This is a genomic window from Paenibacillus sp. MMO-58, assembly GCF_037146255.1.
GTDB lineage: Bacteria > Bacillota > Bacilli > Paenibacillales > Paenibacillaceae > Pristimantibacillus.
Window position 1 is genome coordinate 119,972 of sequence record NZ_JBBCVY010000005.1, and the last position, 21,505, is coordinate 141,476.

The 21,505-nt window shown below is 53.3% G+C and carries 16 protein-coding genes; 15 read left to right on the forward strand and 1 reads right to left on the reverse strand.

What is annotated here, in order from left to right; translation table 11 throughout:
• Positions 1 to 79 precede the first annotated feature (79 nt).
• From WFJ73_RS16500 to WFJ73_RS16560, 13 genes are all read left to right on the forward strand, one after another.
• The gene (locus WFJ73_RS16500) at positions 80 to 955 is read left to right on the forward strand and encodes a carbohydrate ABC transporter permease (protein WP_336774443.1); all 876 of its coding nucleotides are present in this window, start codon (positions 80 to 82) and stop codon (positions 953 to 955) included.
• Entirely contained in the window at positions 948 to 1,766 is an 819-nt protein-coding gene (locus WFJ73_RS16505) for a carbohydrate ABC transporter permease (protein ID WP_015846249.1), read from the forward strand. Before WFJ73_RS16500 ends, WFJ73_RS16505 begins: the two co-directional genes overlap by 8 nt.
• A gap of 220 nt (positions 1,767 to 1,986) precedes the next feature.
• Entirely contained in the window at positions 1,987 to 5,043 is a 3,057-nt protein-coding gene (locus tag WFJ73_RS16510) for a glycoside hydrolase family 2 TIM barrel-domain containing protein (RefSeq protein WP_336774114.1), read from the forward strand.
• Between the two features lie 542 nt (positions 5,044 to 5,585).
• Positions 5,586 to 6,389: an ABC transporter ATP-binding protein gene (locus WFJ73_RS16515; RefSeq protein ID WP_336774115.1), complete on the forward strand. Its 804-nt coding sequence runs from the start codon at positions 5,586 to 5,588 to the stop codon at positions 6,387 to 6,389.
• Positions 6,390 to 6,449: 60 nt separating this feature from the next.
• Complete coding sequence (locus WFJ73_RS16520; RefSeq protein ID WP_336774444.1) at positions 6,450 to 7,262, forward strand: ABC transporter permease; 813 nt, start codon at positions 6,450 to 6,452, stop codon at positions 7,260 to 7,262.
• Complete coding sequence (locus WFJ73_RS16525) at positions 7,259 to 8,155, forward strand: ABC transporter permease (protein ID WP_336774116.1); 897 nt, start codon at positions 7,259 to 7,261, stop codon at positions 8,153 to 8,155. The genes WFJ73_RS16520 and WFJ73_RS16525 overlap by 4 nt, the downstream gene beginning before the upstream one ends.
• 65 nt (positions 8,156 to 8,220) lie before the next feature.
• Positions 8,221 to 9,279 (forward strand): ABC transporter substrate-binding protein, encoded by a 1,059-nt coding sequence (locus WFJ73_RS16530; protein ID WP_336774117.1) that lies wholly within the window; start codon positions 8,221 to 8,223, stop codon positions 9,277 to 9,279.
• Between the two features lie 651 nt (positions 9,280 to 9,930).
• Positions 9,931 to 11,205 (forward strand): M20 family metallo-hydrolase, encoded by a 1,275-nt coding sequence (locus WFJ73_RS16535; RefSeq protein WP_336774118.1) that lies wholly within the window; start codon positions 9,931 to 9,933, stop codon positions 11,203 to 11,205.
• Positions 11,198 to 12,079, forward strand: coding sequence for a nitrilase-related carbon-nitrogen hydrolase (locus tag WFJ73_RS16540; protein ID WP_336774119.1), 882 nt, complete (start codon positions 11,198 to 11,200; stop codon positions 12,077 to 12,079). Before WFJ73_RS16535 ends, WFJ73_RS16540 begins: the two co-directional genes overlap by 8 nt.
• 28 nt (positions 12,080 to 12,107) lie before the next feature.
• On the forward strand, positions 12,108 to 13,463 hold the full coding sequence (locus WFJ73_RS16545) for an NAD(P)-dependent oxidoreductase (protein WP_336774120.1): 1,356 nt from the start codon (positions 12,108 to 12,110) through the stop codon (positions 13,461 to 13,463).
• Positions 13,464 to 13,488: 25 nt separating this feature from the next.
• Positions 13,489 to 14,793 carry an NAD-dependent dihydropyrimidine dehydrogenase subunit PreA gene (gene preA, locus WFJ73_RS16550; RefSeq protein WP_336774121.1) on the forward strand — a complete coding sequence of 435 codons (1,305 nt, stop codon included), beginning with the start codon at positions 13,489 to 13,491 and terminating at the stop codon, positions 14,791 to 14,793.
• 3 nt (positions 14,794 to 14,796) lie between these two features.
• Positions 14,797 to 16,218 (forward strand): dihydropyrimidinase, encoded by a 1,422-nt coding sequence (gene hydA / locus WFJ73_RS16555; RefSeq protein ID WP_336774122.1) that lies wholly within the window; start codon positions 14,797 to 14,799, stop codon positions 16,216 to 16,218.
• A gap of 50 nt (positions 16,219 to 16,268) precedes the next feature.
• Positions 16,269 to 16,499 carry a hypothetical protein gene (locus WFJ73_RS16560; protein WP_336774123.1) on the forward strand — a complete coding sequence of 77 codons (231 nt, stop codon included), beginning with the start codon at positions 16,269 to 16,271 and terminating at the stop codon, positions 16,497 to 16,499.
• An 8-nt stretch (positions 16,500 to 16,507) separates the two neighbouring features.
• Here WFJ73_RS16560 and WFJ73_RS16565 read toward each other — a convergent pair whose 3' ends face one another.
• Positions 16,508 to 18,121, reverse strand: a complete 1,614-nt coding sequence (locus tag WFJ73_RS16565; protein ID WP_336774124.1) for a PucR family transcriptional regulator — start codon at positions 18,119 to 18,121, stop codon at positions 16,508 to 16,510.
• Between the two features lie 214 nt (positions 18,122 to 18,335).
• Between WFJ73_RS16565 and ald the strand changes: the two genes are divergently transcribed.
• Together ald and WFJ73_RS16575 are read left to right on the forward strand one after the other, a co-directional pair.
• Complete coding sequence (ald, locus tag WFJ73_RS16570) at positions 18,336 to 19,463, forward strand: alanine dehydrogenase (protein WP_336774125.1); 1,128 nt, start codon at positions 18,336 to 18,338, stop codon at positions 19,461 to 19,463.
• 847 nt (positions 19,464 to 20,310) lie between these two features.
• Positions 20,311 to 21,504, forward strand: a complete 1,194-nt coding sequence (locus WFJ73_RS16575) for a HupE/UreJ family protein (protein WP_336774126.1) — start codon at positions 20,311 to 20,313, stop codon at positions 21,502 to 21,504.
• Position 21,505 lies beyond the last annotated feature (1 nt).

The following is a 21,505-nucleotide window of genomic DNA, read 5'->3' on the forward strand; positions in this document are numbered from 1 at the left end:
CGGGGCATGCTCCAAGGTCTTTATTATGAACGCTCAAGATAGGAAGGAGCTGGCTGCCGCTGTGAGTAAAGCAAAAGCAATGAATATTAAGGCGAGAACCAATGCGATCGGCTGGTCGTTTATAGCGATTGCTGTCATCATGATTTGCGCCTTTTATTTCTACCCGATGATTAAGGCACTGATGTTATCGTTCCAGACCGGTACAGGCACGAACCTGCATTATGTTGGTGGAGACAACTATGCAAGGCTGTTTAAAGACCAGACTTTTATTACCGCACTGAAAAACACGTTTATTTTCCTGATTATCCAAGTACCGATTATGATCGTACTTGCCATGTTTATCTCTGTACTGCTTAATGATAGCAAGTTGAAACTTAAAGGATTTTTCCGTACGGCGATCTTCCTGCCGGCTGTAACATCGCTTGTTGCTTATTCCGTTATTTTCAAATACCTGTTCGGCAATGACGGCTTGATTAACTCTTTGCTGACGAATCTTCATCTGATCAACGCCCCAATTCAATGGATCACGGACCCGTTCTGGGCTAAAATTACGATTATTATCGCCATCACATGGCGTTGGACCGGATATAACATGATTTTCTATCTGTCTGCCCTGCAAAATATCGATAACTCGATTTATGAAGCAGCTCGGATTGACGGCGCATCTTCATTCCGTCAATTCACGCAGATCACGATTCCGCTTCTCAAACCGATCATCTTGTTCACATCGATCACATCGACCATTGGTACGCTTCAGTTGTTCGATGAGGTTATGAACATTACGAAGGGCGGACCGGGTAACGCGACCACCACGCTGTCGCAGTATATTTACAACCTTTCGTTCAAATATACGCCTGACTTCGGTTATGCGGCGACGGTATCGTACGGCGTTGTTATTCTTATTGTAATCTTCTCGATTCTTCAGTTTAAACTGGCAGGTGATAAAAATGGCTAAACGAATTTTCACCTATGTATTCCTGAGCATTGCGGCCATTGTATCGATCTTCCCATTTATATGGATGATCATAAGCGCGACGAACAAATCGGTTGACGTAACGAAGGGTACTTTGATGCCCGGCTCAAGTCTGGGTGCGAACTGGCACAAAATTTTGGATCAGGTTGATCTTGGGCAAGCCATGCTTAACTCGGCGAAAATCTCGATCTCGACAACCATTCTTGCCCTTCTTATTGCTTCGCTGGCCGGTTACGGCTTTGAAATTTTCCGCAGCAAAGCGAAGGACGTTGTCTTTAACATCTTGCTGCTATCGATGATGATTCCATTCGCGGCTTTGATGGTGCCGCTTTACCGGATGTTCGGTACGATTACGCAGAATATCCCTGCAATCGGAATCAATACGATGACGGCTGTCGTGCTGCCAACGGTAACGACCGCGTTCTTAATTTTCTTTTTCCGTCAAAGTACAAAGATGTTTCCGAAGGAAATGCTTGAAGCAGGTCGAATAGATGGATTAAACGAACTTGGCGTATTCTTCCGTATTTATGTTCCTACGATGAAAACTTCGTATGCGGCAGCAGCCATTATTACGTTTATGTCCAGCTGGAATAACTATTTGTGGCCGCTCGTCGTGCTGCAATCCCCCGAGAAACGGACCATTCCGCTCCTGATCTCGAACCTGGGGTCCAGCTACTCGCCGGATTACGGCGTGAACATGCTTGTTATTCTGATTGCGACGCTGCCAACGGCCATTGTCTTCTTCCTGATGCAAAAGCATTTTGTAGCGGGAATGACTGGATCGGTAAAATAGGCTCGCAAGTAATGAATCATCACGATGGCCCGTACAACGGGTTATTGTGGTGATAATTCATTAGCGTACGCTTTCGAAGTATGAATCATCACGATGGCCCGTATAACGGGCTATTGTGGTGATAATTCATTAGCGTACGCTTTCGAAGTATGAATCATCACGATAACCCGTATAACGGGCTATTGTGGTGATAATTCATTTTAGGGAGGATTCATAAAGAATGAAAGCAACAAGGGCAGACATCAATTGGCTCAGCGATCCGACCGTTTACCGGGTAAACCGTCTGGACGCGCACTCCGATCACCGGTATTACCGTGCGATGGAGGATGCGGAGCGCAAAGCGCCAATGGCGATGCGCCAGGATTTGAACGGCGGTTGGAAATTCAGCTATGCCGTAAATGCGGCGAGCCGAATTGAAAACTTCTATGAACAAGACTTTGATTGCAGCGGCTGGGATGATATTCAAGTGCCAGGGCATATCCAGATGCAAGGCTACGGCCAGCTGCAATATGTAAATACGATGTACCCTTGGGACGGTCTGGATGCTGTTCGTCCTCCGGCTATCCCGGTAGTCAGCAATTCGGTGGGAAGCTACGTGAAGCATTTCCGCAAGCCGGAATCCATGAGCGGACCTGTCTATATTTCGTTCCAAGGCGTCGAATCGGCCTTCTATGTATGGCTGAACGGCGAGTTCGTGGGTTATGCGGAAGACAGCTTTACGCCTTCGGAGTTTGATCTGACTCCGTTTATCAAGGAAGGCGATAACAAGCTTGCGGTGGAAGTGTACCAACGCAGCTCCGGCGCTTGGCTCGAGGATCAGGACTTCTGGCGTTTCTCGGGAATTTTCCGCGATGTGTATCTGTACACGGTTCCGGAAATCCATATTAGAGATATGTTTATCCATGCGGATCTGGATGACAGCTACAAGCAAGGCACGCTGAAGGTTGATCTGGAATTATTGGAGCAAGCCGGCAATGCCGGTGCTTCGGTGAAGCTTGAGCTGAAGGATGCGGATGGCGTTGTTGTAGCTGCTGGCGAGGGTGCTTTTGCGGACGGCAAGCTGTCGGTTACGGTTGATGCGGGCGAAGTAAAGCTGTGGAGCGCGGAATCTCCGTATTTGTACAGCGTATGCTTGTCCGTCTTGAATGCACAGGGACAGCTGGTTGAAGCCATTGTGCAAAAGGCCGGCTTCCGCCGCTTCGAAATGATCGATAAAGTGATGCACATCAACGGCAAACGTATCGTGTTCAAAGGCGTTAACCGCCATGAATTCAACGTGCGCCGAGGCCGCGCCATTACGGCTGAAGATATGATCTGGGATATTACCACGATCAAAGCGAATAACATGAACGCCGTTCGTACCTCGCATTATCCGAACCAGACGTTATGGTACGAGCTGTGCGACGAATACGGCATTTATCTGATTGATGAGATGAACCTCGAATCTCACGGCTCGTGGCAGAAGATGGGCGCGGTTGAACCGTCCTGGAACGTGCCGGGCAATCTGCCGGAATGGCAGGGCTCCGTGCTGGATCGTGCCGAGTCGATGCTTGAGCGCGACAAGAACCATCCTTCGATTCTCATCTGGTCCTGCGGTAACGAATCGTACGCGGGCGAAGTCATTCTGAACGCGACGAAGTACTTCCATGCGAAGGATCCAAGCCGTCTTGTCCATTACGAAGGCGTGTTCCACAACCGGAAATACGACGCGACAAGCGACATGGAAAGCCGAATGTACGCCAAGCCTGCGGACATTATCGAGTATCTGGAAAGCAATCCGTCCAAGCCGTACATCAGCTGCGAATACATGCATGCGATGGGCAACTCGGTTGGCGGCATGCATAAATACACCGAGCTGGAGCAAAAGTACCCGATGTACCAAGGCGGCTTCATCTGGGATTACATGGATCAGTCCATTATGACCAAGGACCGCTATGGCAAAGAGTTCTTCGCTTACGGCGGCGACTTTAACGACCGTCCGACGGACTACAGCTTCTGCGGTAACGGCATCGTATTCGCAGACCGCAAGGTAACGCCGAAAATGCAGGAAGTGAAGTTCCTGTATCAGAACGTGAAGCTAGTTCCTTCGCGTACGGGCGTTAAAGTGATTAACGAGAACCTGTTCGTGAATACAAGCGAGTGGGATTTGACGGTCCGCGTATACCGCGATGGCGTAGAAGTATTCGGCTGGAACGGTGAAACGTCTGTTCAACCGGGAAGCGAAGACGTTGTGCCGCTCTCGCTGCCAGCGGAAGTAACGAAGATTGCCGGCGAGTATGCGGTTCATGCCGCACTTGTGCTCAAGCAGGATGAGCTGTGGGCAGAAGCCGGCCATGAAGTAGCCTTTGGCGAGTACGTATTCGAGGTTGCTGCTGAGGAAGCCGTACCTGCAGGCACGATTCGCGTTGTAGAAGGCGACGTGAACATTGGCGTAATGGGCGATGGCTTTACGATTCAGTTCTCCAAAGGCGTCGGCTCGCTGGCATCAATCCGTTACGGCAGCCGCGAATTTATCGCAGCACCGCCGGTGCCGCAGTTCTGGCGCGCGCAGACGGATAACGATAAAGGTTATGCGCATGGTTATGATGCCGGTCTGTGGTATGCGGCAAGTCTAGCCCGCAAATGCCTGAAGGTTGAGCTGGACGTTGCCGCATCGGGCGACCGCGCAACGGTTGCGTTCGAATACGGCTTCAGCATTAGCGCCGACCTGCGCGTACGCACGACCTATACGGTATTTGCGGACGGAAGCATTGAAGTGAAGACCGATTACAAAGGTGCGGCCGGACTTCCGAACGTGCCGATTGTTGGCCTGACGTTCAAGCTGTCTGCGGACTATGATCAGACCGAGTGGTATGCAATGGGGCCGGAAGAGAACTACATCGACCGAGCTTTTGGCGCGCGTCTTGGTACGTTCAGCCGTGCGGTCAAAGACCTGCCAACTCCGTATCTGGTACCGCAAGAGACAGGCAATCGTACCGGCGTACGCCAAGTGCGCATCACCGACAGCCAAGGCTTTGGCCTGCAGCTGAATGCTGCAGCATCGGCTCCGGTGGAATGCAACGTGTCGCCTTGGACAGCGTTCGAGCTTGAAAATGCCGCTCATTGGTATGAGCTGCCGCAGCCGCATTACACCGTTGTAACGGTTGCCGGACGCCAAATGGGCGTAGGCGGCGACGATAGCTGGGGCGCTCCGGTTCATCCGGAATACCAAATCCCGGCGGATCAGGACCTAAGCTTTACGTTTACGATTTCGGCGGTTGACCGCTCTACGAAATAGAAGGCTACAGGATAGAGGCTGTCCCAAAAAGGGACAGCCTCTATTTTTTATGTGTAGGGCGGGACGAGCCAGACAACTGCATATTGACTATTGAGTTCCGTACGAGGACCCTACCGGCCTCTATCTCGTCCGCCACACTGTACGAAATACAGCATAATGAGGCTCTACAGCCCAGTAACTCGTTCTACATTGTACGTTGTGCAGGATATTGAGCAGAATGAGGGCTGGAGCGGCCTATTAAGGCAAAATATGCTGTAATACGTGCAACGTAATCTTCGCCTTGGAGCGTTTTACGTCTATTATCTTGCACAATGTGCAACGTAGCGGAGCAGAGCGAGAAGCTGTCACGGCAGCTAGCATGCAAGTATAGTAACGCGGTACTCACATCATCTAACCTCCATCAAACCGCATCTATACATAACGTCCAACGTTCACGCTATTTTATAAAACAGTTTGTATAATGTAATCCAAATAGTGTGTTATATAATATTACATAACAACACAAGCGGCGCGTATATGGATAGAGCGAGGGGGTTGGGAGTTTGTCACAAGAGAGCCAGAAGGAAATTGAGATACGGATCGAGGATGTGTCGATGGTATTCGGCCGGAAGGGCAGAGAGGTGACGGCGCTCTCGCAAGTCAGCTTTGATATTCATCGAAGCGAATTCGTCTCCCTGCTAGGACCTTCGGGCTGCGGCAAATCTACATTGCTCCGGCTAATCGCGGATCTGCTGCAGCCGACAAGCGGCCGGATTACGATCGGCGAAGAGGAACCTCGCGAAGTTCGTTTAAAGAGAAAGTTCGGGATTGTTTTTCAAAGCCCAACGTTATTCGAATGGCGTACAGTGAAGGATAATATCGAGCTCCCGATGGAAGTGCTCGGCCTTAAGAAATCAGAATATTCAGCAATATCAAGCCGTCTGATCGATATGGTTGGCTTAACCAAATTCAAGGATCACTATCCTTGGCAGCTAAGCGGCGGCATGCAGCAACGAGTGGCGATTGCCAGAGCTTTGGCGCTTGATCCGCCGATTCTGTTAATGGATGAACCGTTCTCCGCTTTGGATGAGTTTACGAAGGAGAAGCTACAGCTTGACCTGCTCGACATTCAGAAGCTGACCAACAAAACGATCGTATTTGTGACTCACAGCATTCCGGAAGCGGTATTCCTGTCCGATCGGGTTATCGTCATGTCGGCGCATCCCGGGCGGGTCCATACGATTCTGGACATCGAACGGGAGGAGGGCAGCTACGAGCATATCCGTAATTCCGGACGTTTCCACGAGATGACGGCCAGGGTGAGGGGTTGTCTTACAGAAGATAAGAATTGCATTCGCAATTCTTAAGTTCATGCTTACGAAGCAAGAATTGCATTCGCAATTCTTTGTAGGAGAGTGATTCTATTGATGAGCGGATGGCTTAGAAAAAGCGGCCAAGGCGGTGTTCTCGCCATATGGGTTGCGGGAGCTCTGGTGTTATGGGAAGCAGCGGCTTGGTACATAGCCGATATTGCTCATGTACTGGCTCCGGCCTCCAAGCTCCCGTATCTTCACCTTGTCATTGAAGCTCTGATCAAGCATTGGTCCACATTAGCCGAGCAAGGCGCGATCACCTTCGGGAACTCGATACTGGGATTCCTGATTGGGACGGCGGTAGGGGCTGCACTTGCTATTATCATGAGCTTGTCCAGAACCATCGAGCAAACCTTATCTCCCTATATGATCGCTTCGCAAATGGTTCCGATCATTGGGCTAGCCCCAATCCTGTACGGCATCATCCACGATCCTGCGATGTCGAGGGTGCTGATGGCGGGATATGTAACTTTTTTTCCGGTAGCCATTCATATGCTGCGCGGCCTTCAGAGCATCAAGCCTGAGCAGGAGGAGCTGATGCGCTCGTATGCTGCCTCTAGATGGACGACGTACACCAAGCTGCGGTTGAAGGCATCGCTTCCCGGTCTTTTTGCCGGACTTAAGCTGTCCGCCCCTCTTGCGATTACGGCTTCTATTATCGTTGAGCTGATGGGAGCGCCAAACGGCATTGGCGTATTAATGCTCAGCTCTCTCTACTACGGCAACTCGCAAGTGTATATGTTCTGGTCCACGATTCTAATCAGCGTTGTTATCGGTTTGATCTGGTTTCTGCTAGTCACGCTGGCTGAGCGGTTATGGACTCCATGGCAGCCGGAGTTCCGTTCGCAAGGGGGAGGGGAAGGATGAAGGAGATGACCGCCGTTCATGTGGAGCAGTCCCATGTCCCGCCCCCGCTGCCTAGATTAGCAGCAGACCATTCATCAGGACTAAACGCGAGGAAGAGCAGCATGACTCCAAACTCCATAAGAAAAAAATCCCATAGCACGTTATGGCTGCCAATCGGATTTGGCCTCCTCTTTCTTTTCTTCTGGCAGCTAAAAGGGTTCCACAAGCTGTTTCGCCTGGAGCTTTATCAATTGCCGATTCCGTCAGCCATAGGCAAGGCGATTCAGACAAATCGCGATCTCCTCTGGAACTACTCCCTCTACACCGGAGCGGAAATGATCGGAGGCTGCCTGATTGGCTCGGCCATTGGCCTTCTCGCTGCCATTGCAGCCTCCTTTATTCCGCAAGCGGGCAAGGGAGCCATCACTTTAGTAGCTGCTTTAAACGCCGTCCCAATCGTTGCGCTCGCGCCGGTTATGAACAACTGGTTTGGCGACGGTGTCGCCTCCAAGATGGCGATTGTGGCCATCATGACGATGGCCACGATGGCGGTAAGCGCCTATAAGGGACTGCGCTCCGTCGAGCCCGCCTATCTGGAGCTGATGCGCGCCTACGCAGCAGGAAGGCTAACCATCTTTTTCAAGCTGAGGCTCAGAATTGCTCTGCCGGCTATTTTTACGGCACTCAAGATCAACATGGCAACCGGCATCATAGGAGCGATAGTTGGCGAGTTTTTTATCTCCTCCAGAGGGCTGGGCTTTCTGCTATCCGATCAGATCAAGCTGGGCAATATGCCCATCGCCTGGTCCTGCATTGTGATCGCCGCCGTGCTTGGCATCGCGCTCTATTACCTCATTCAGCTAATCGAGAGAATCGCGATTCCATGGCATGTCGCCCGGCGCAAGCCGCAATAACTTCTTACGCATCAGGGGATGTCTTCATCTTACAAATAGATAGCGATAGGGAGAGGATGGGGTAGATGAGAAAGAGAAACCGGGTCATGAAGGCCGTAACCTCGCTGACGATGGCAATGGCGCTAATGATGGTCGCTGCCTGCGGCAATAACAGTCCATCGGAGTCTTCGGCGAACGAGGGCAAGTCAAGCGAACCTCTGAAGAAGGTGAAGATTCAGTTGAAATGGGTGCCTCAAGCCCAGTTCGCGGGGATTTTCGTCGCCAAGGAAAAAGGCTTCTACGAGCAGGAAGGGCTGGATGTCGAGATTGTGCCGGGCGGGCCTGATGTCGTTATCGAGCAGCAGGTGGTGAACGGCGCGGCGGATATCGGCGTAACGAGCTTCGACAGCTTATTGGTGAACCGGGACAACGGATTGCCGCTTGTCTCGGTGGCGCAGATTTTGCAAAAGAGCTCGTACCGCTTTGTTGCCAACAAGGCTTCCGGGATTGATGCGCCGGCGAAGATGAAAGGCAAGAAGGTGGGCATGTGGACGGGAAGCCAGCAGTTCCAGGTACTTGCTTTCATGGAGAAGAACGGCCTTGATCCGCAGAAGGATGTCGAGCTGGTGAAGCAGGGCTTTACGATGGATCAGTTTTTCAACAAGCAGCTGGATGTGGCGATCTCTACCATTTATAACGAGTACCATGTCGTGCTGGAGAGCGGCGTGAAACCGGAGGATCTGTATGTGTACGACTTTGAGGATGCGGGCGTTGGGATGCTCGAGGATACGCTGGTGGTAAAGGAGGATTGGCTGAAAAATAACCGGGATACCGCGGTTAAGGCCATCCGCGCCACGATGAAGGGCTGGAACTACGCCATTGCCAATCAAGAAGAGGCGGTTGATATCGTCATGAAGGCCGTCACAGAGGGCAGCACAACGAAGGAGCATCAGACCACCATGCTGATGGAGATGGCGAAGCTTGTGAAGCCGGAAGGGTTCACGGACGCCCAGGTAGGCTCTTTCGTGGATAATGCCGTACAGCGGACGGTTGATATTTCGCTCAAATACGGATTAATCAAGGCGGCGCCGGATTTAAGCAAAGCCATAGACAAGACGATTCTGGCGGACGCGGAAAAAAGTTAGCGAGATGGGGGAAGCTTAAGGTCCCAAAGGGACCTTAAGCTCGAGAAAACTGCGGCTTCTGCCTGGTTAAGGTCCCCAAGGGACCTTAACGCGGCGGAAGTGGCAGCGTGAAGCGCTGAAAGTGGGCGGATGTGAAGGACTTAAGGTCCCTAAGGGACCTTAAGCTCGAGAAAACTGCGTCTGGCGTGGTGGTTAAGGTCCCCAAGGGACCTTAACGCGGCAGAAGTGGCAGCGTGAAGCGCCGAAAGTGGCGGATGTGTTGGGCTTAAGGTCCCTAAGGGACCTTAAGCTCGAGAAAACTGCGGCTGGCCGGGTGGTTAAGGTCCCCAAGGGACCTTAACGCGGCAGAAGTGGCAGCGTAAAGCGCCGAAAGTGGCGGATGTGAAGGACTTAAGGTACCTAAGGGACCTTAAGCTCGAGAAAATTGCGGCTGGCCGGGTGGTTAAGGTCCCTAAGGGACCTTAACGCGGCGGAAGCGCATTGGTTGGCGTCGAAGCGGCAGTGCAATCGGCTGCTGGGAAGCGGCATATGCAGAGGTAATTTCGATCAAACGGCTGCCCTCACCCGAGGGCAGCTGTCTGACTAGCCGTATAAATTCAAATCTCGTACATACTTATATGTCATCGGAGACTTGGACGGGAGGGAACGGAAATGAGTGTAGAGCTTAACGCAACTATTAATGCGGAACGGCTGAACCGGCATATCGAGGAGCTGGCGCAGATCGGAAGGATTGGAGAGACCGGCGTATGCCGGCTGGCTTTGTCGAAGGAAGACAGAGCGGGCGTCGAGCAGGTGAAGAGCTGGATGGAAGAAGCGGGAATGAGCGCAAGAATCGATCCTTTTGGCAATCTGATAGGCGTATTCAGAGGAAAACATCCGGAGCTACCGGTGTTGATGCTTGGCTCTCATGTCGATTCCCAGCCCTACGGCGGACGATATGACGGGGCTATCGGCGTTCTTGGAGCGATTGAAGCGGTGCAGACGATGGCGGAAAAAGGCTTTGTGCCGGAGATGGACATTGAGGTGGTCGCCTTTTGCGATGAAGAGGGCTGCCGCTTCAACAAAGGATTATTTGGCGTCCGCGGCATGACGGGCAAGCTCGAGGAAGGGGAGCTTGACCGGACAGACAAGAATGGCATAACTCGCCGGGAAGCCTTGCTGGAATTTGGCTGCGACCCGGCAGAGTTTGAAGGATATACGTTTGAAGCGGGTAGGATCGGCGCGTTTCTGGAGCTTCATATTGAACAGGGGCCGGTGCTCGAATCGCTGGATTCGCCGATTGGCATCGTAACCGGTATTTCCGGCCCGCTCTGGTGGACGGTTGAGCTGAACGGCTTTGCCGGACATGCGGGCTCGGTGCCCATGCCGATGAGGCGGGACGCGCTGGTTGGCGCGGCCAAGGTGATCGTCGCCCTTAACGACCTCGCCCGTCTGGAGGACGGGGCTTCAACGGTGGGGACGGTTGGCTCGCTGTCGGTGTTCCCGGATTCCCGCAACATTATCCCGGAAAAGGTGACGTTTACGGTTGACCTCCGGGATATCGTTCTCTCCCGCCGGAACGAGCGGGAGCAGCAGCTGCTGGATACCATTCAGGACATCTGCGATGAGCATGGCCTGCAGTATTTGATCCGGGTGGATACAAACAGCGAGCCGAGGTATTGTGCGGAATGGATGAAGGACATCTTGCGGAAGGAAGCGACCGGCATGGGGATGAAGCTGCCCGAGCTGATGAGCGGGCCGTTTCACGACTCGCTGACGATGTCTTACGTGACGGATTACAGCATGATTTTTGTCCGGTGCAAGGACGGTATCAGCCATAACCCCAAGGAGTATTCGTCTCCGGAGGATATCGCGCTGGGAGCAGAGCTGCTGTACCGGTCGGCGGTACGTATGGCACGCGGAATCGGGAGGAGAAGCAATGAGTAAGGTAACGATCGGATTAATCCAGGCATCCCATGACGTACATGGCGATGAACCGGTAGAGGCGCACAAGAAGGCGGCAATTGAGAAGCATATCCGTCTTGTACGCGAAGCCGCTGTCAAAGGCGCTCAGATTATCTCGCTGCAGGAGATTTTCTATGGACCGTATTTCTGTGCAGAGCAGGTAACCAAATGGTATGACGCCTCTGAGGAAATTCCTAACGGGCCAACTACAAAGCTGTTCCAGGAGCTCGCCCGCGAGCTAGGCGTCGTTATTATTCTTCCGATTTATGAGCGCGACGGCATTGCGAGTTACTATAACACGGCAGCGGTAATAGATGCGGACGGTGCTTACCTCGGCAAATACCGCAAGCATCATATTCCGCATGTAGCGGCAGGCGACGGGGGCTGCGGCTTTTGGGAGAAGTATTATTTTAAGCCGGGCAATGTAGGTTATCCGGTATTTGATACGGCTTACGCGAAGGTTGGCGTATACATCTGCTATGACCGGCATTTCCCGGAAGGTGCTCGTGCGCTTGGGCTGAACGGGGCGGAGATTGTCTTTAATCCTTCCGCGACGGTAGCGGGCACTTCGGAATACCTATGGAAGCTGGAACAGCCGGCTCATGCGGTGGCGAACGGGTATTACGTGGCGGCTATCAATCGGGTCGGGTATGAGGCGCCTTGGAATATGGGAGAGTTTTACGGACAGTCTTATTTGGTTGACCCGCGCGGGTCGATTGTAGCTGTCGGCAGCCGGAATCAGGATGAGGTTGTTATTGGCGTGATGGACAAAGAGCTGATCCGCGAGGTGCGGAATATTTGGCAATTTTACAGGGACCGTAGGCCGGAAACGTACGACAGCATCATAAACCTATAATAAGCGCTAGGGGAAGGGGGATGAACGGATGGCTGCAACGTTTATATCCGCAGAATCTTTGCGGCGCAATTTTGCCGAGGTGAAAGCCGGAATGAAGCCCAAGGAGGCAATCGAGGAATCGAACCGCTGCCTGTACTGCTATGATGCCCCGTGTATCCAGGCTTGTCCGACAGGCATCAATATTCCGTCCTTTATCAAAAAGATCGCCTCCGGGAACATGAAAGGCTCCGCCCGCACCATTATGGAAGCGAATCCCGTTGGCGCAAGCTGCGCTCGAGTGTGCCCGACGGAGGAGTTATGCGAAGGGGCTTGCGTGCTTAATCATTCGTCCAAGCCGATTATGATCGGGGATCTGCAGCGTTATGCGACCGATTGGGCTATCCACAATGAGCAGGTTTTCTTCAAGGCAGGAAGCAGCAACGGGAAAAAAGCCGCCGTTATTGGAGGTGGTCCCGCAGGCTTGTCGGCGGCAAGGGAGCTGGCCCGATTCGGCTTTGCTGTCACGGTGTTCGAAGCGAAGGAGCAGGCAGGCGGCCTGGATACGTATGGCATTGTCTCGTTTCGGCTGCCGCAGGAAATCTCGCTGTGGGAAGTCGAGCAGGTCAGGCAGCTTGGCGTAGAGATCCGCACGGGCGTGAAGGTTGGGATCGATATAAGCGTTGAGGAAATTAAGCAGCAGTACGATGCGATTGTCCTGGCCATCGGGATGTCCAAGGTGCCGAAGCTGGGCATCGAGGGCGAAGGGCTGAAGGGCGTTTATGACGCAATCGAGTTCGTAGAATCAACCAAATCGTCCATTCGGACGGATATTGCGGGGAAAAAGGTTGCCGTTATCGGTGCCGGCAATACCGCTATTGACGCGGCGACGTGTTCGGTTCGGCTTGGAGCTGACGAGGTGACGATCGTCTACCGCCGGACTTCCGTAGAGATGACGGCCTACGATTTCGAATTTGACTTTGCGAAGCAGGACGGCGTTATGTTCAAATGGCTGACCGCCCCAAAGCGGATCGTTGGAGATTCGGCGGGTAATGTAACGGCGCTCGAATGCACGTTGATGAAGCTTGAAGAGAGTGCGGGACAGATCCGGCCGGTGCCGGTGGAAGGCTCGGAGTTTTTTATGGATGTGGATGCGGTTGTTCTTGCCATTGGTCAAACGCGCCATATTGGCTTGGTCGAGCAGCTTGGTCTCTCGCATAAACGGGGAACCGTAGCGATTGATCCGGTTACGTTCCAAACATCCGATCCGCAAGTCTATGCGGCTGGCGATGTTATTTTTGGCGACGGGAAAGGGGAAGCGATGGTTGTATCGGCGGCGCAGCAGGGTAAGAAAGCCGCATATGCCATCTATCGGCAGCTGGTGAAGGAGCAGGAGGAGACGGCGTAAACATTCTTTTTAGGAGGGGAACGCGATGGCTGATTTGCGTATCAATCTGGCGGGCATATCCTCGCCGAATCCGTTCTGGTTAGCGTCGGCGCCGCCAACGAATACGGGCTACCAGGTGCAGCGGGCTTTCGAGGCGGGCTGGGGCGGAGCGGTATGGAAGACGCTTGGGGATCCGATTATCAATACCTCGTCGAGGTTTGCGGCCGTGCATTTTAACGGGCAGCGCGTGGCGGGCTTTAACAATATCGAGCTGATTACGGACCGGCCGCTTGAGGTGAATCTAAAGGAGATTTACGAGACGAAGAAACGGTTTCCGAATCATGCCGTCGTGGTGTCTCTCATGGTGGAGCCGAAGCGGGAAAAGTGGCATGAGATTGTAAAAAAAGTCGAGGCCGTAGGCGTCGACGGACTGGAGCTGAACTTCGGCTGTCCGCATGGCATGGCGGAGCGCGGCATGGGCTCGGCCTCCGGCCAGCAGCCGGATCTCGTTGAAGCGCAAACGATGTGGGCGAAGGAAGCCGCAAAGACGCCGGTCATCGTGAAGCTGACGCCTAACATTACGGATATTACGGCTACCGCCATAGCGGCCGTTCGCGGCGGCGCGGATGCGATCTCGCTCATCAATACGATCAACTCGCTGGCTGGCGTGGATCTCGATACCTGGAACACGATCCCGCATGTAGGCGGCAAAGGCGCTCATGGCGGGTATTGCGGACCGGCGGTGAAGCCCATCGCACTGAACATGGTGGCGGAATGCGCGCGTAACGCTCAGGTGAATGTACCCATCTCCGGAATTGGAGGCGTCTCCAATTGGCGCGATGCGGTCGAATTTATGCTTATGGGAGCTACCGGGGTGCAGGTCTGTACAGCGGCCATGCATCATGGCTTCAGCATCGTGGAGGACATGATCGACGGGCTGAACAATTATCTGGATGACAAAGGCTTATCCTCCGTTACCGAGCTGATTGGCAAGTCCGTTCCCCGTTACTCGGATTGGGGCGATCTTGATCTGAACTACCAAGTTGTTGCCCGCATTCACGAGGAGAATTGCATCGTCTGCAACAAATGCCATATCGCCTGCGAGGATACGTCGCATCAATGTATTGAGCGCCTGACAACGGACGACGGCCGTGCTTACCTAAAGGTGCGGGAAGAGGATTGCGTCGGCTGCAATCTTTGCTCGATCGTTTGTCCGGTGGAAGGTGCGATCTCTATGGTTGAGATTCCTTCCGGCGAGCTGCCGATGTCCTGGAATGAGCGCCAGAAGGCGGTAGCATCAGTTGGCGATTCCAATCAAGCGCCAGGCGGCGCGAGCAAGGAGGCGGTATAAGCGATGGCTGCGAGAATCATACGAAACGGCACGATAGTAACCGCTGCGGATACGTATCAGGCGGATATTCTTATTGAGGACGGCGTTATCAAGCAGATTGGCCTTGGTCTCTTGGTGGAGGGAGCGGAGATCGTTGATGCTGCCGGAAAATACGTGTTTCCCGGCGGCGTAGATCCGCATACCCATCTGGATATGCCGTTTGGCGGGACGGTAACGGCCGATGATTTCGAGACGGGGACAAGAGCGGCGGCATTTGGCGGGACGACAACGATTATCGATTTTTGCTTGACGGACAAAGGAAAGCCTTTAAGCGAGTCGCTTCAGAAATGGCATGCCAAAGCGGACGGAAAAGCCGTTATCGACTACAGCTTCCACCTGATGATCAGCGAAATTAATGACGCGGTGCTGGCGGAGCTGCCTTCCATCGTGGAGGACAAAGGGATTACCTCGTTTAAGGTGTTTATGGCGTATAAAAATGTGTTCCAAGCCGATGACGGCACGTTGTACCGGACCATGCTGTCGGCCAAGGAGCTTGGCGCCATGGTGATGGTGCATGCCGAGAACGGCGATGTCATCGAGTTTCTGGTGGAGAAGGCGCTTGCCGAAGGAAATACCGACCCGATCTACCATGCGCTTACCCGGCCGTCCGCTATCGAAGGCGAAGCAACGGCACGCGCAGCGGCTCTTGCCGAGCTTACGGGTGCAAGGCTTTATGTCGTGCATGTCACCTGCGCGGAAGCGGTAAAGGCGATCAGCGAAGCAAGAACCCGCGGCGTTGATATATGGGGCGAGACCTGTCCGCAATATCTGGTGCTCGATCAGTCATACCTCGCGCTGCCGGATTTCGAAGGGGCCAAGTATGTCTGGTCTCCGCCGCTTCGCGAGAAGAGCCACCAAGAGGTGCTCTGGAATGCGCTTATTACGGGTTCCCTGCAAACGCTGGGCTCCGATCAATGCTCCTTCAACTTCAAAGGGCAGAAGGATCTGGGGAAGGGCGATTTCAGTAAAATTCCAAACGGGGGTCCGGTGATTGAGGATCGTTTCTCTATCCTATACTCGGAGGGAGTTGCGAAAGGCAGGCTGACGCTTAACCAATTCGTAGAGATTGTCGCGACCCGGAACGCCAAGCTGTTTGGCTTATTCCCGCGCAAAGGGACGATTGCCGTTGGCAGCGACGCGGATATCGTTATTTTTGACCCAACCGCGGATAGAACTTTATCGGCGGAGACTCATCATATGAACGTCGATTACAACCCGTTTGAAGGGCTTCGCGTGAGCGGCGTGCCGGATAGCGTACTGTCGCGCGGCGAGTTTGTGATTCGGAATCAAGCTTTTGTAGGGGAAGCGGGCACGGGGCAATTCCTGAAGCGAGCGACATATAAGCAGGCAAATGCGGGCGCCAAGGAACAGGTTAAACAGCTGTAAGCAGCGATAGGGATGCAGGCCGGAAGACCATTCAACGGAGGTGCTTACTTATGTCCGCTTACCAGGAGTTTTTGGAAGAGAAACAAAAGCTGGATGCTTATATCAGCAGGCAGTTCAGAATTCATAGCGTAGTAGAGAATTTGAGCGGTGCAACCATTGAGCTTGTTCATCCCGGCGGGGAGAGCGCTGTGCTGCAGTTGCTCTCCGCGGATGCCCGGAAATATATGTCCAATCTGGTGGTGAAGCAGCTGGCTTCCTCCGGTTGGAACGATGCCGGTTAACGACTAAACTACTGGATCGCCCCGTGGGTGTATTCGTAAGCATTTAACGCAAGCTCGATCGCCAGCCGTTTGTCGGCAACAAGGTAGTCATCCCCTAGCAACGATGCAATTTTCTCGAGCCGATGATAAAGCGTCTGCCGGACGATAAACAGCTCCTTGGCCGTATCCTGCTTGGAGCCGGACAAAGAGAGGAATACTTTCAGCGTCTTGAGCAACTGCCCGTTTTTCTCCTGGTCGTACCGCGCGAGCGGGCCGATATATTCTTCGATTAAGGCGGGCAGCATTCCGGTCTTCTTAAGACCCGATATGATCCGGTACGTGTGCAGATCGTTGAAAAAAGGCGAGCTGAGCGATCCGATATCCGTCTGAATCGCAACCGTCTCCCGTGCGGACTCGTAGCCTTCCTTGGCGCGAGACAGATCGGTCACATATTTGCCGATGCCAAACGTTCCGGCGAACAAGGCCGAATCCGGATTGTGCTCGGTTTTTCTTAGACGGTCAATAGCCCGAAGAAGGCGGTCCTTCCACTTGAGCTGCTTCATCTGATCGATAAGGACAAAGACGATATGATCATGCAAAATGGCAGGGAGAAGGAAGTAGCCTTCGCCTTCAAAGATGGCGCGGGCAACCATGTTTTTCTGAATGAGCAGCTCCTCGCCTTCCTTCCACTCCGCCAGCTTCAAGCTTAAGCGGAATACGCAAACGGTTAAGCCGTATAGCTTGGCGGCAGGCTTGATCGAGCTGATATATTCCCGGACTTCCTTCTCGGCATGCTTGCCGCTAAGCCAATCCGTCACCCACATTTCATCCTTGTAGCGCCGTCTCTCCTCCATATATTTAGTACGCATCATTTCTTGGGCGATAGCGGTAGCGCAGCGGTCGAGAGCTAGAACCTGGAATTCGCTCAGCTCCTGCTCCGACTGCAGCAGCAAATCGGCAAATAGATGATCAAGGGCAAGGATCGGGCGGTGCGCGAGACCTCGCTTCAGGTCAGGAGTGGCAAACATTTCGCCGTAAATCCATTGCTCGTAGAAGCTGTCTGCTTTGGCTTTAGGCATATGCGGAACAAATTCTGCTTCGGCATTTAGCGGGAAAAAAGCGACTTGGGTGCCGGTCGTGTGGTGGAGAAGCTTAAGCAGCGGCATAATGCCTTTGCCGGAGAGCAGCAGCTGGTTCAGCTTGGTGGAGAGCGCTTCAAGCTCATAGACCATTCGGTGATGCTGGTGGATGAAGTAGGCGTGCAGATCTTGGGTAATGTCGATATAACGAACCTCCTCGTGGAAAAAAAGGAGAGGAAAGTTCTCGCGTTTAGCCAGCTCGATCATGGCATCGGATGGCTTTTTGGTGTAGGTGCCCAGCTCGATACAGAGGCCGGAAGCACCGGAATCGATGAGCTGCCGGAGGAACGATAGGCTTAGCTCCTCGTCGTCATGCCAGCCTATGCCGGTGGACAGGATCAACTCATTGCCGCTTAGAAGCTTGCCAATCTGGGTAACTTCCATAATGTGGACCCATCGTACGGTGCGATTCAACGCCTCTTCGCTTGCGATCGTCTCAGCCTTCTGAAACAGCGGGCGCTGCAGGATGTCTCTAACGGTTAGCTGCATCAACGTTTCAACCATGGACATTCACCGCCCTAACGTGGAATAGTGGGGGAATCTCAATTCTATCAATTGAAAACTGAAATTCTATTTGGCGATAAAACCTACCTCTAAACGCGGTCGCTCATCTTTGATAGGCCTCGATATTGGTTTTCTCACATTATACAAGAGGATAGAATTCGCGGGCAACGTAACGCATAGTGGCAGGTGGATAGGAGAAAGGGAGGGAGCGTATATGGAGATTGGCGTTCCGAAAGAGAGAAAAAGCTCGGAGCATCGCGTTGCTCTAACGCCCGGCGGCGTTTATGAGCTAGTTAAGCATGGACACCAAGCGTTTGTGGAGACGGAAGCGGGGGCGGCTTCCGGGTTCCCGGATGAACAGTATCGGGCAGCGGGAGCCATAATTGTGGCGGATGCGGATGATGCTTGGTCAAGGGATATGGTCGTGAAGGTGAAAGAGCCGCTGAAGGAGGAGTACCGGCACTTCCGTGAAGGGCTAGTGCTGTTTACGTATTTGCATCTGGCTGCAGAGCGGGAGCTCACAGAGGCTTTGGTGCGGCATAAAGTGACCGCGATCGCGTACGAGACCGTTCAGCTCGCAAACGGGCAGCTTCCGCTTCTAACTCCGATGAGTGATATTGCAGGAAGGATGGCGGCGCAGGTAGGAGCGCAATTTCTGGAAAAGGCACATGGGGGAAGAGGTATTCTGCTTGGCGGCGTTCCCGGCGTGCGGAAAGGGCGCGTCACCATTATCGGCGGCGGCGTAGTAGGGACAGGCGCTGCGCAAATCGCGCTTGGACTTGGCGCCGACGTATCCATTATAGACCGCGATGCCGACAGACTGCGGGCGCTGGAGGATCGGTTTGGCGGCCGGGTACAGACACTCGCATCGCATTCCCGGCAAATCGCCGAGGCAGTCGCCGAATCGGATCTTCTCATTGGCGCGGTGCTCATTCCCGGCGCCCGTGCGCCAAAGCTTGTGACGGAGGACATGGTCCGCGCCATGCCGGCAGGCTCGGTTATTGTAGACGTCGCTATTGACCAGGGCGGCAGCGTGGAGACCATCGACCGGATAACGACACATGCCGAGCCGGTATTCGAGCGATTTGGCGTCCTGCATTATGCCGTCGCTAACATGCCCGGTGCCGTGCCGTATACGGCAACGGCGGCACTAACAAACGCAACGCTGCCGTACATGCTGGCGCTGGCGGACCGCGGCGTCCGCGATACGCTTGCCGGCAGCGAGCCGATCCGGCGCGGCGTGAACGCCATGGACGGCTATGTCACCCATGAAGCCGTGGCCGCCGCGCATCAGATGAACTATACCAATGTGCGCGATCTGCTAAGTTCTTCGATCGCTTGAGGGAACCCCCGCAAGGCTGGATGCCAGCCTGAGGGGGTTCTTTTTTGCCTATGAGAGCTGCGCCGCTTGCATGGCTTAAAAACAGCCTTTCAGGCTGGCAAAAGCAGCGAATCCGGCTGCGAAAGGCCTAAATTAGCCATGCAGCCAAATTCAAACGGCCTTCGATTAAGCAACAACGTGCCCGAAAGGCTGAAAACCGCTTATGAGTTGTCTGGGGGGACGTTAAGGATCCCGAATAACCCGGCAACGCGGTAAGTATGGCCGGATTCACGAGGTTAAGGTCCCTTAGGGACCTTAAGCCGGCTAGCACGGGCAAGAAGATAGCCCTTAAGGTCCCTTAGGGACTTTAAGGATCTGCGAATAGCCCGGAATCGCTGTAAGTATGGCCGGATTCACGAGGTTAAGGTCCCTTAGGGACCTTAACCCGGCTAGAACGGGCAGGAAGAAACCCCTTAAGGCCCCTAAGGGACCTTAAGGATCCGCGAATAGCTCGGTAACCCCGCAAGTATGGCCGGATTCACGAGGTTAAGGTCCCTTAGGGACCTTAACCCGGCTAGTACGGGTAGGAAGAAAGCCCTTAAGGTCCCTAAGGGACCTTAAGGATCAGCGAATAGCCAGGCATCGCCACATGTATGATCGAACATTCCAGCTGCTTACTTCCGAATCTCTTGCGATTGCGCGGTAAGGGATCGGAGACTCTTTTCTACTATTTTCCTCAATCTCAATAATTTCTTCATCTATCATTTACGTTCTTCAAACACTTCAAAACTATAATCGCTAAGTATGTCCAGCATCAGATAGATAGAGAGAAGTAGGAAGCCAAGCATTAGGGAGAAAGGAGACACATGTGAAATTACACAAAAAAGCCGGGGTTGTACTAGCCGCTTTATGGGTGCTTTTGACCGTAATGGGCGGAACGGCCGAGGCGCATTTCAGCTCGACGGGGTTCTCGGATATTACCGTTAAGGACAAGCGCCTGGAGTACAACTTGTTCTTGCTGGAGAGGGAACTGCTCGAAGCTATGCCGCAGCTTGACGGCAACGGTGACGGCAGGCTTTCCGAAGACGAGCTATCCAGTGAAAACGATGCGCTTACGGCACTCGTTCACGACAGGCTAATCGTCACGGGCAATAACAAGGTTGGCACGGGAGTTGTTCTTGAAGCCAAGCAGACGGAAAAAGCAAAAGTGCCGATGATCGAGATCGACATCAACTATGATTTTGCCGAGCCTGTCGACCGGTACATGGTTCAATATAACTTTTATGACGGAACGAACCCCGACCACCGCAGCTATGCAACGATCCGGATGGGGAAGCAGTCCATCGTACAAGTGATAAACAGCTCGAATAACATTTTGCAGATGGAAGGTTACCATGGAACGGACGCTGCAAGTTCCGATGCGGGCGCGGCGGCTCAAGGCGATGCCGGTTCGAAGCCATTAAACACATCATCCTCCTGGACAAGCGTCCTGAAAGATTACGTGACAATGGGAATGGAGCATATCTGGTCGGGCGCCGATCATATGTTGTTCCTCTGCGGGCTAATCCTTGCCTCGGGCACTAGCGGCTGGACGATGCTGAAGCTGGTCTCTGCCTTTACGGTTGGACATAGCATCACGTTGGTCTTATCCGCGATGGATCTGGCATCGTTGTCGCCGCTTATCGTGGAGCCTCTTATTGCGTTAAGCATCGTTTTCGTAGCGTTTGAGAATATGTTCCGCAAAAGATTCCCGCAGCTGAAGGGGAAGCAGATTGCCGTCACGGTGATGTTCGGGATGGTGCATGGCTTTGGCTTTGCGGAGATCCTGCACGGAACGATGTCGGGCAACATTGCCCTGCCGCTCTTCTCCTTTAACCTTGGCGTTGAGATTGGCCAGCTCGTTGTATTGGCGATCGTCATTCCGATCCTTTGGTTGATCCGGAAGCTGATCACAAGCACAAGCAACCGTCAGATGTGGTGGACGTATGTGACCTCCTCAGTGGTTGGTTTAATGGGGCTTTATTGGCTGATCGAACGCCTGATTTCCGACTTCACGATGTAAC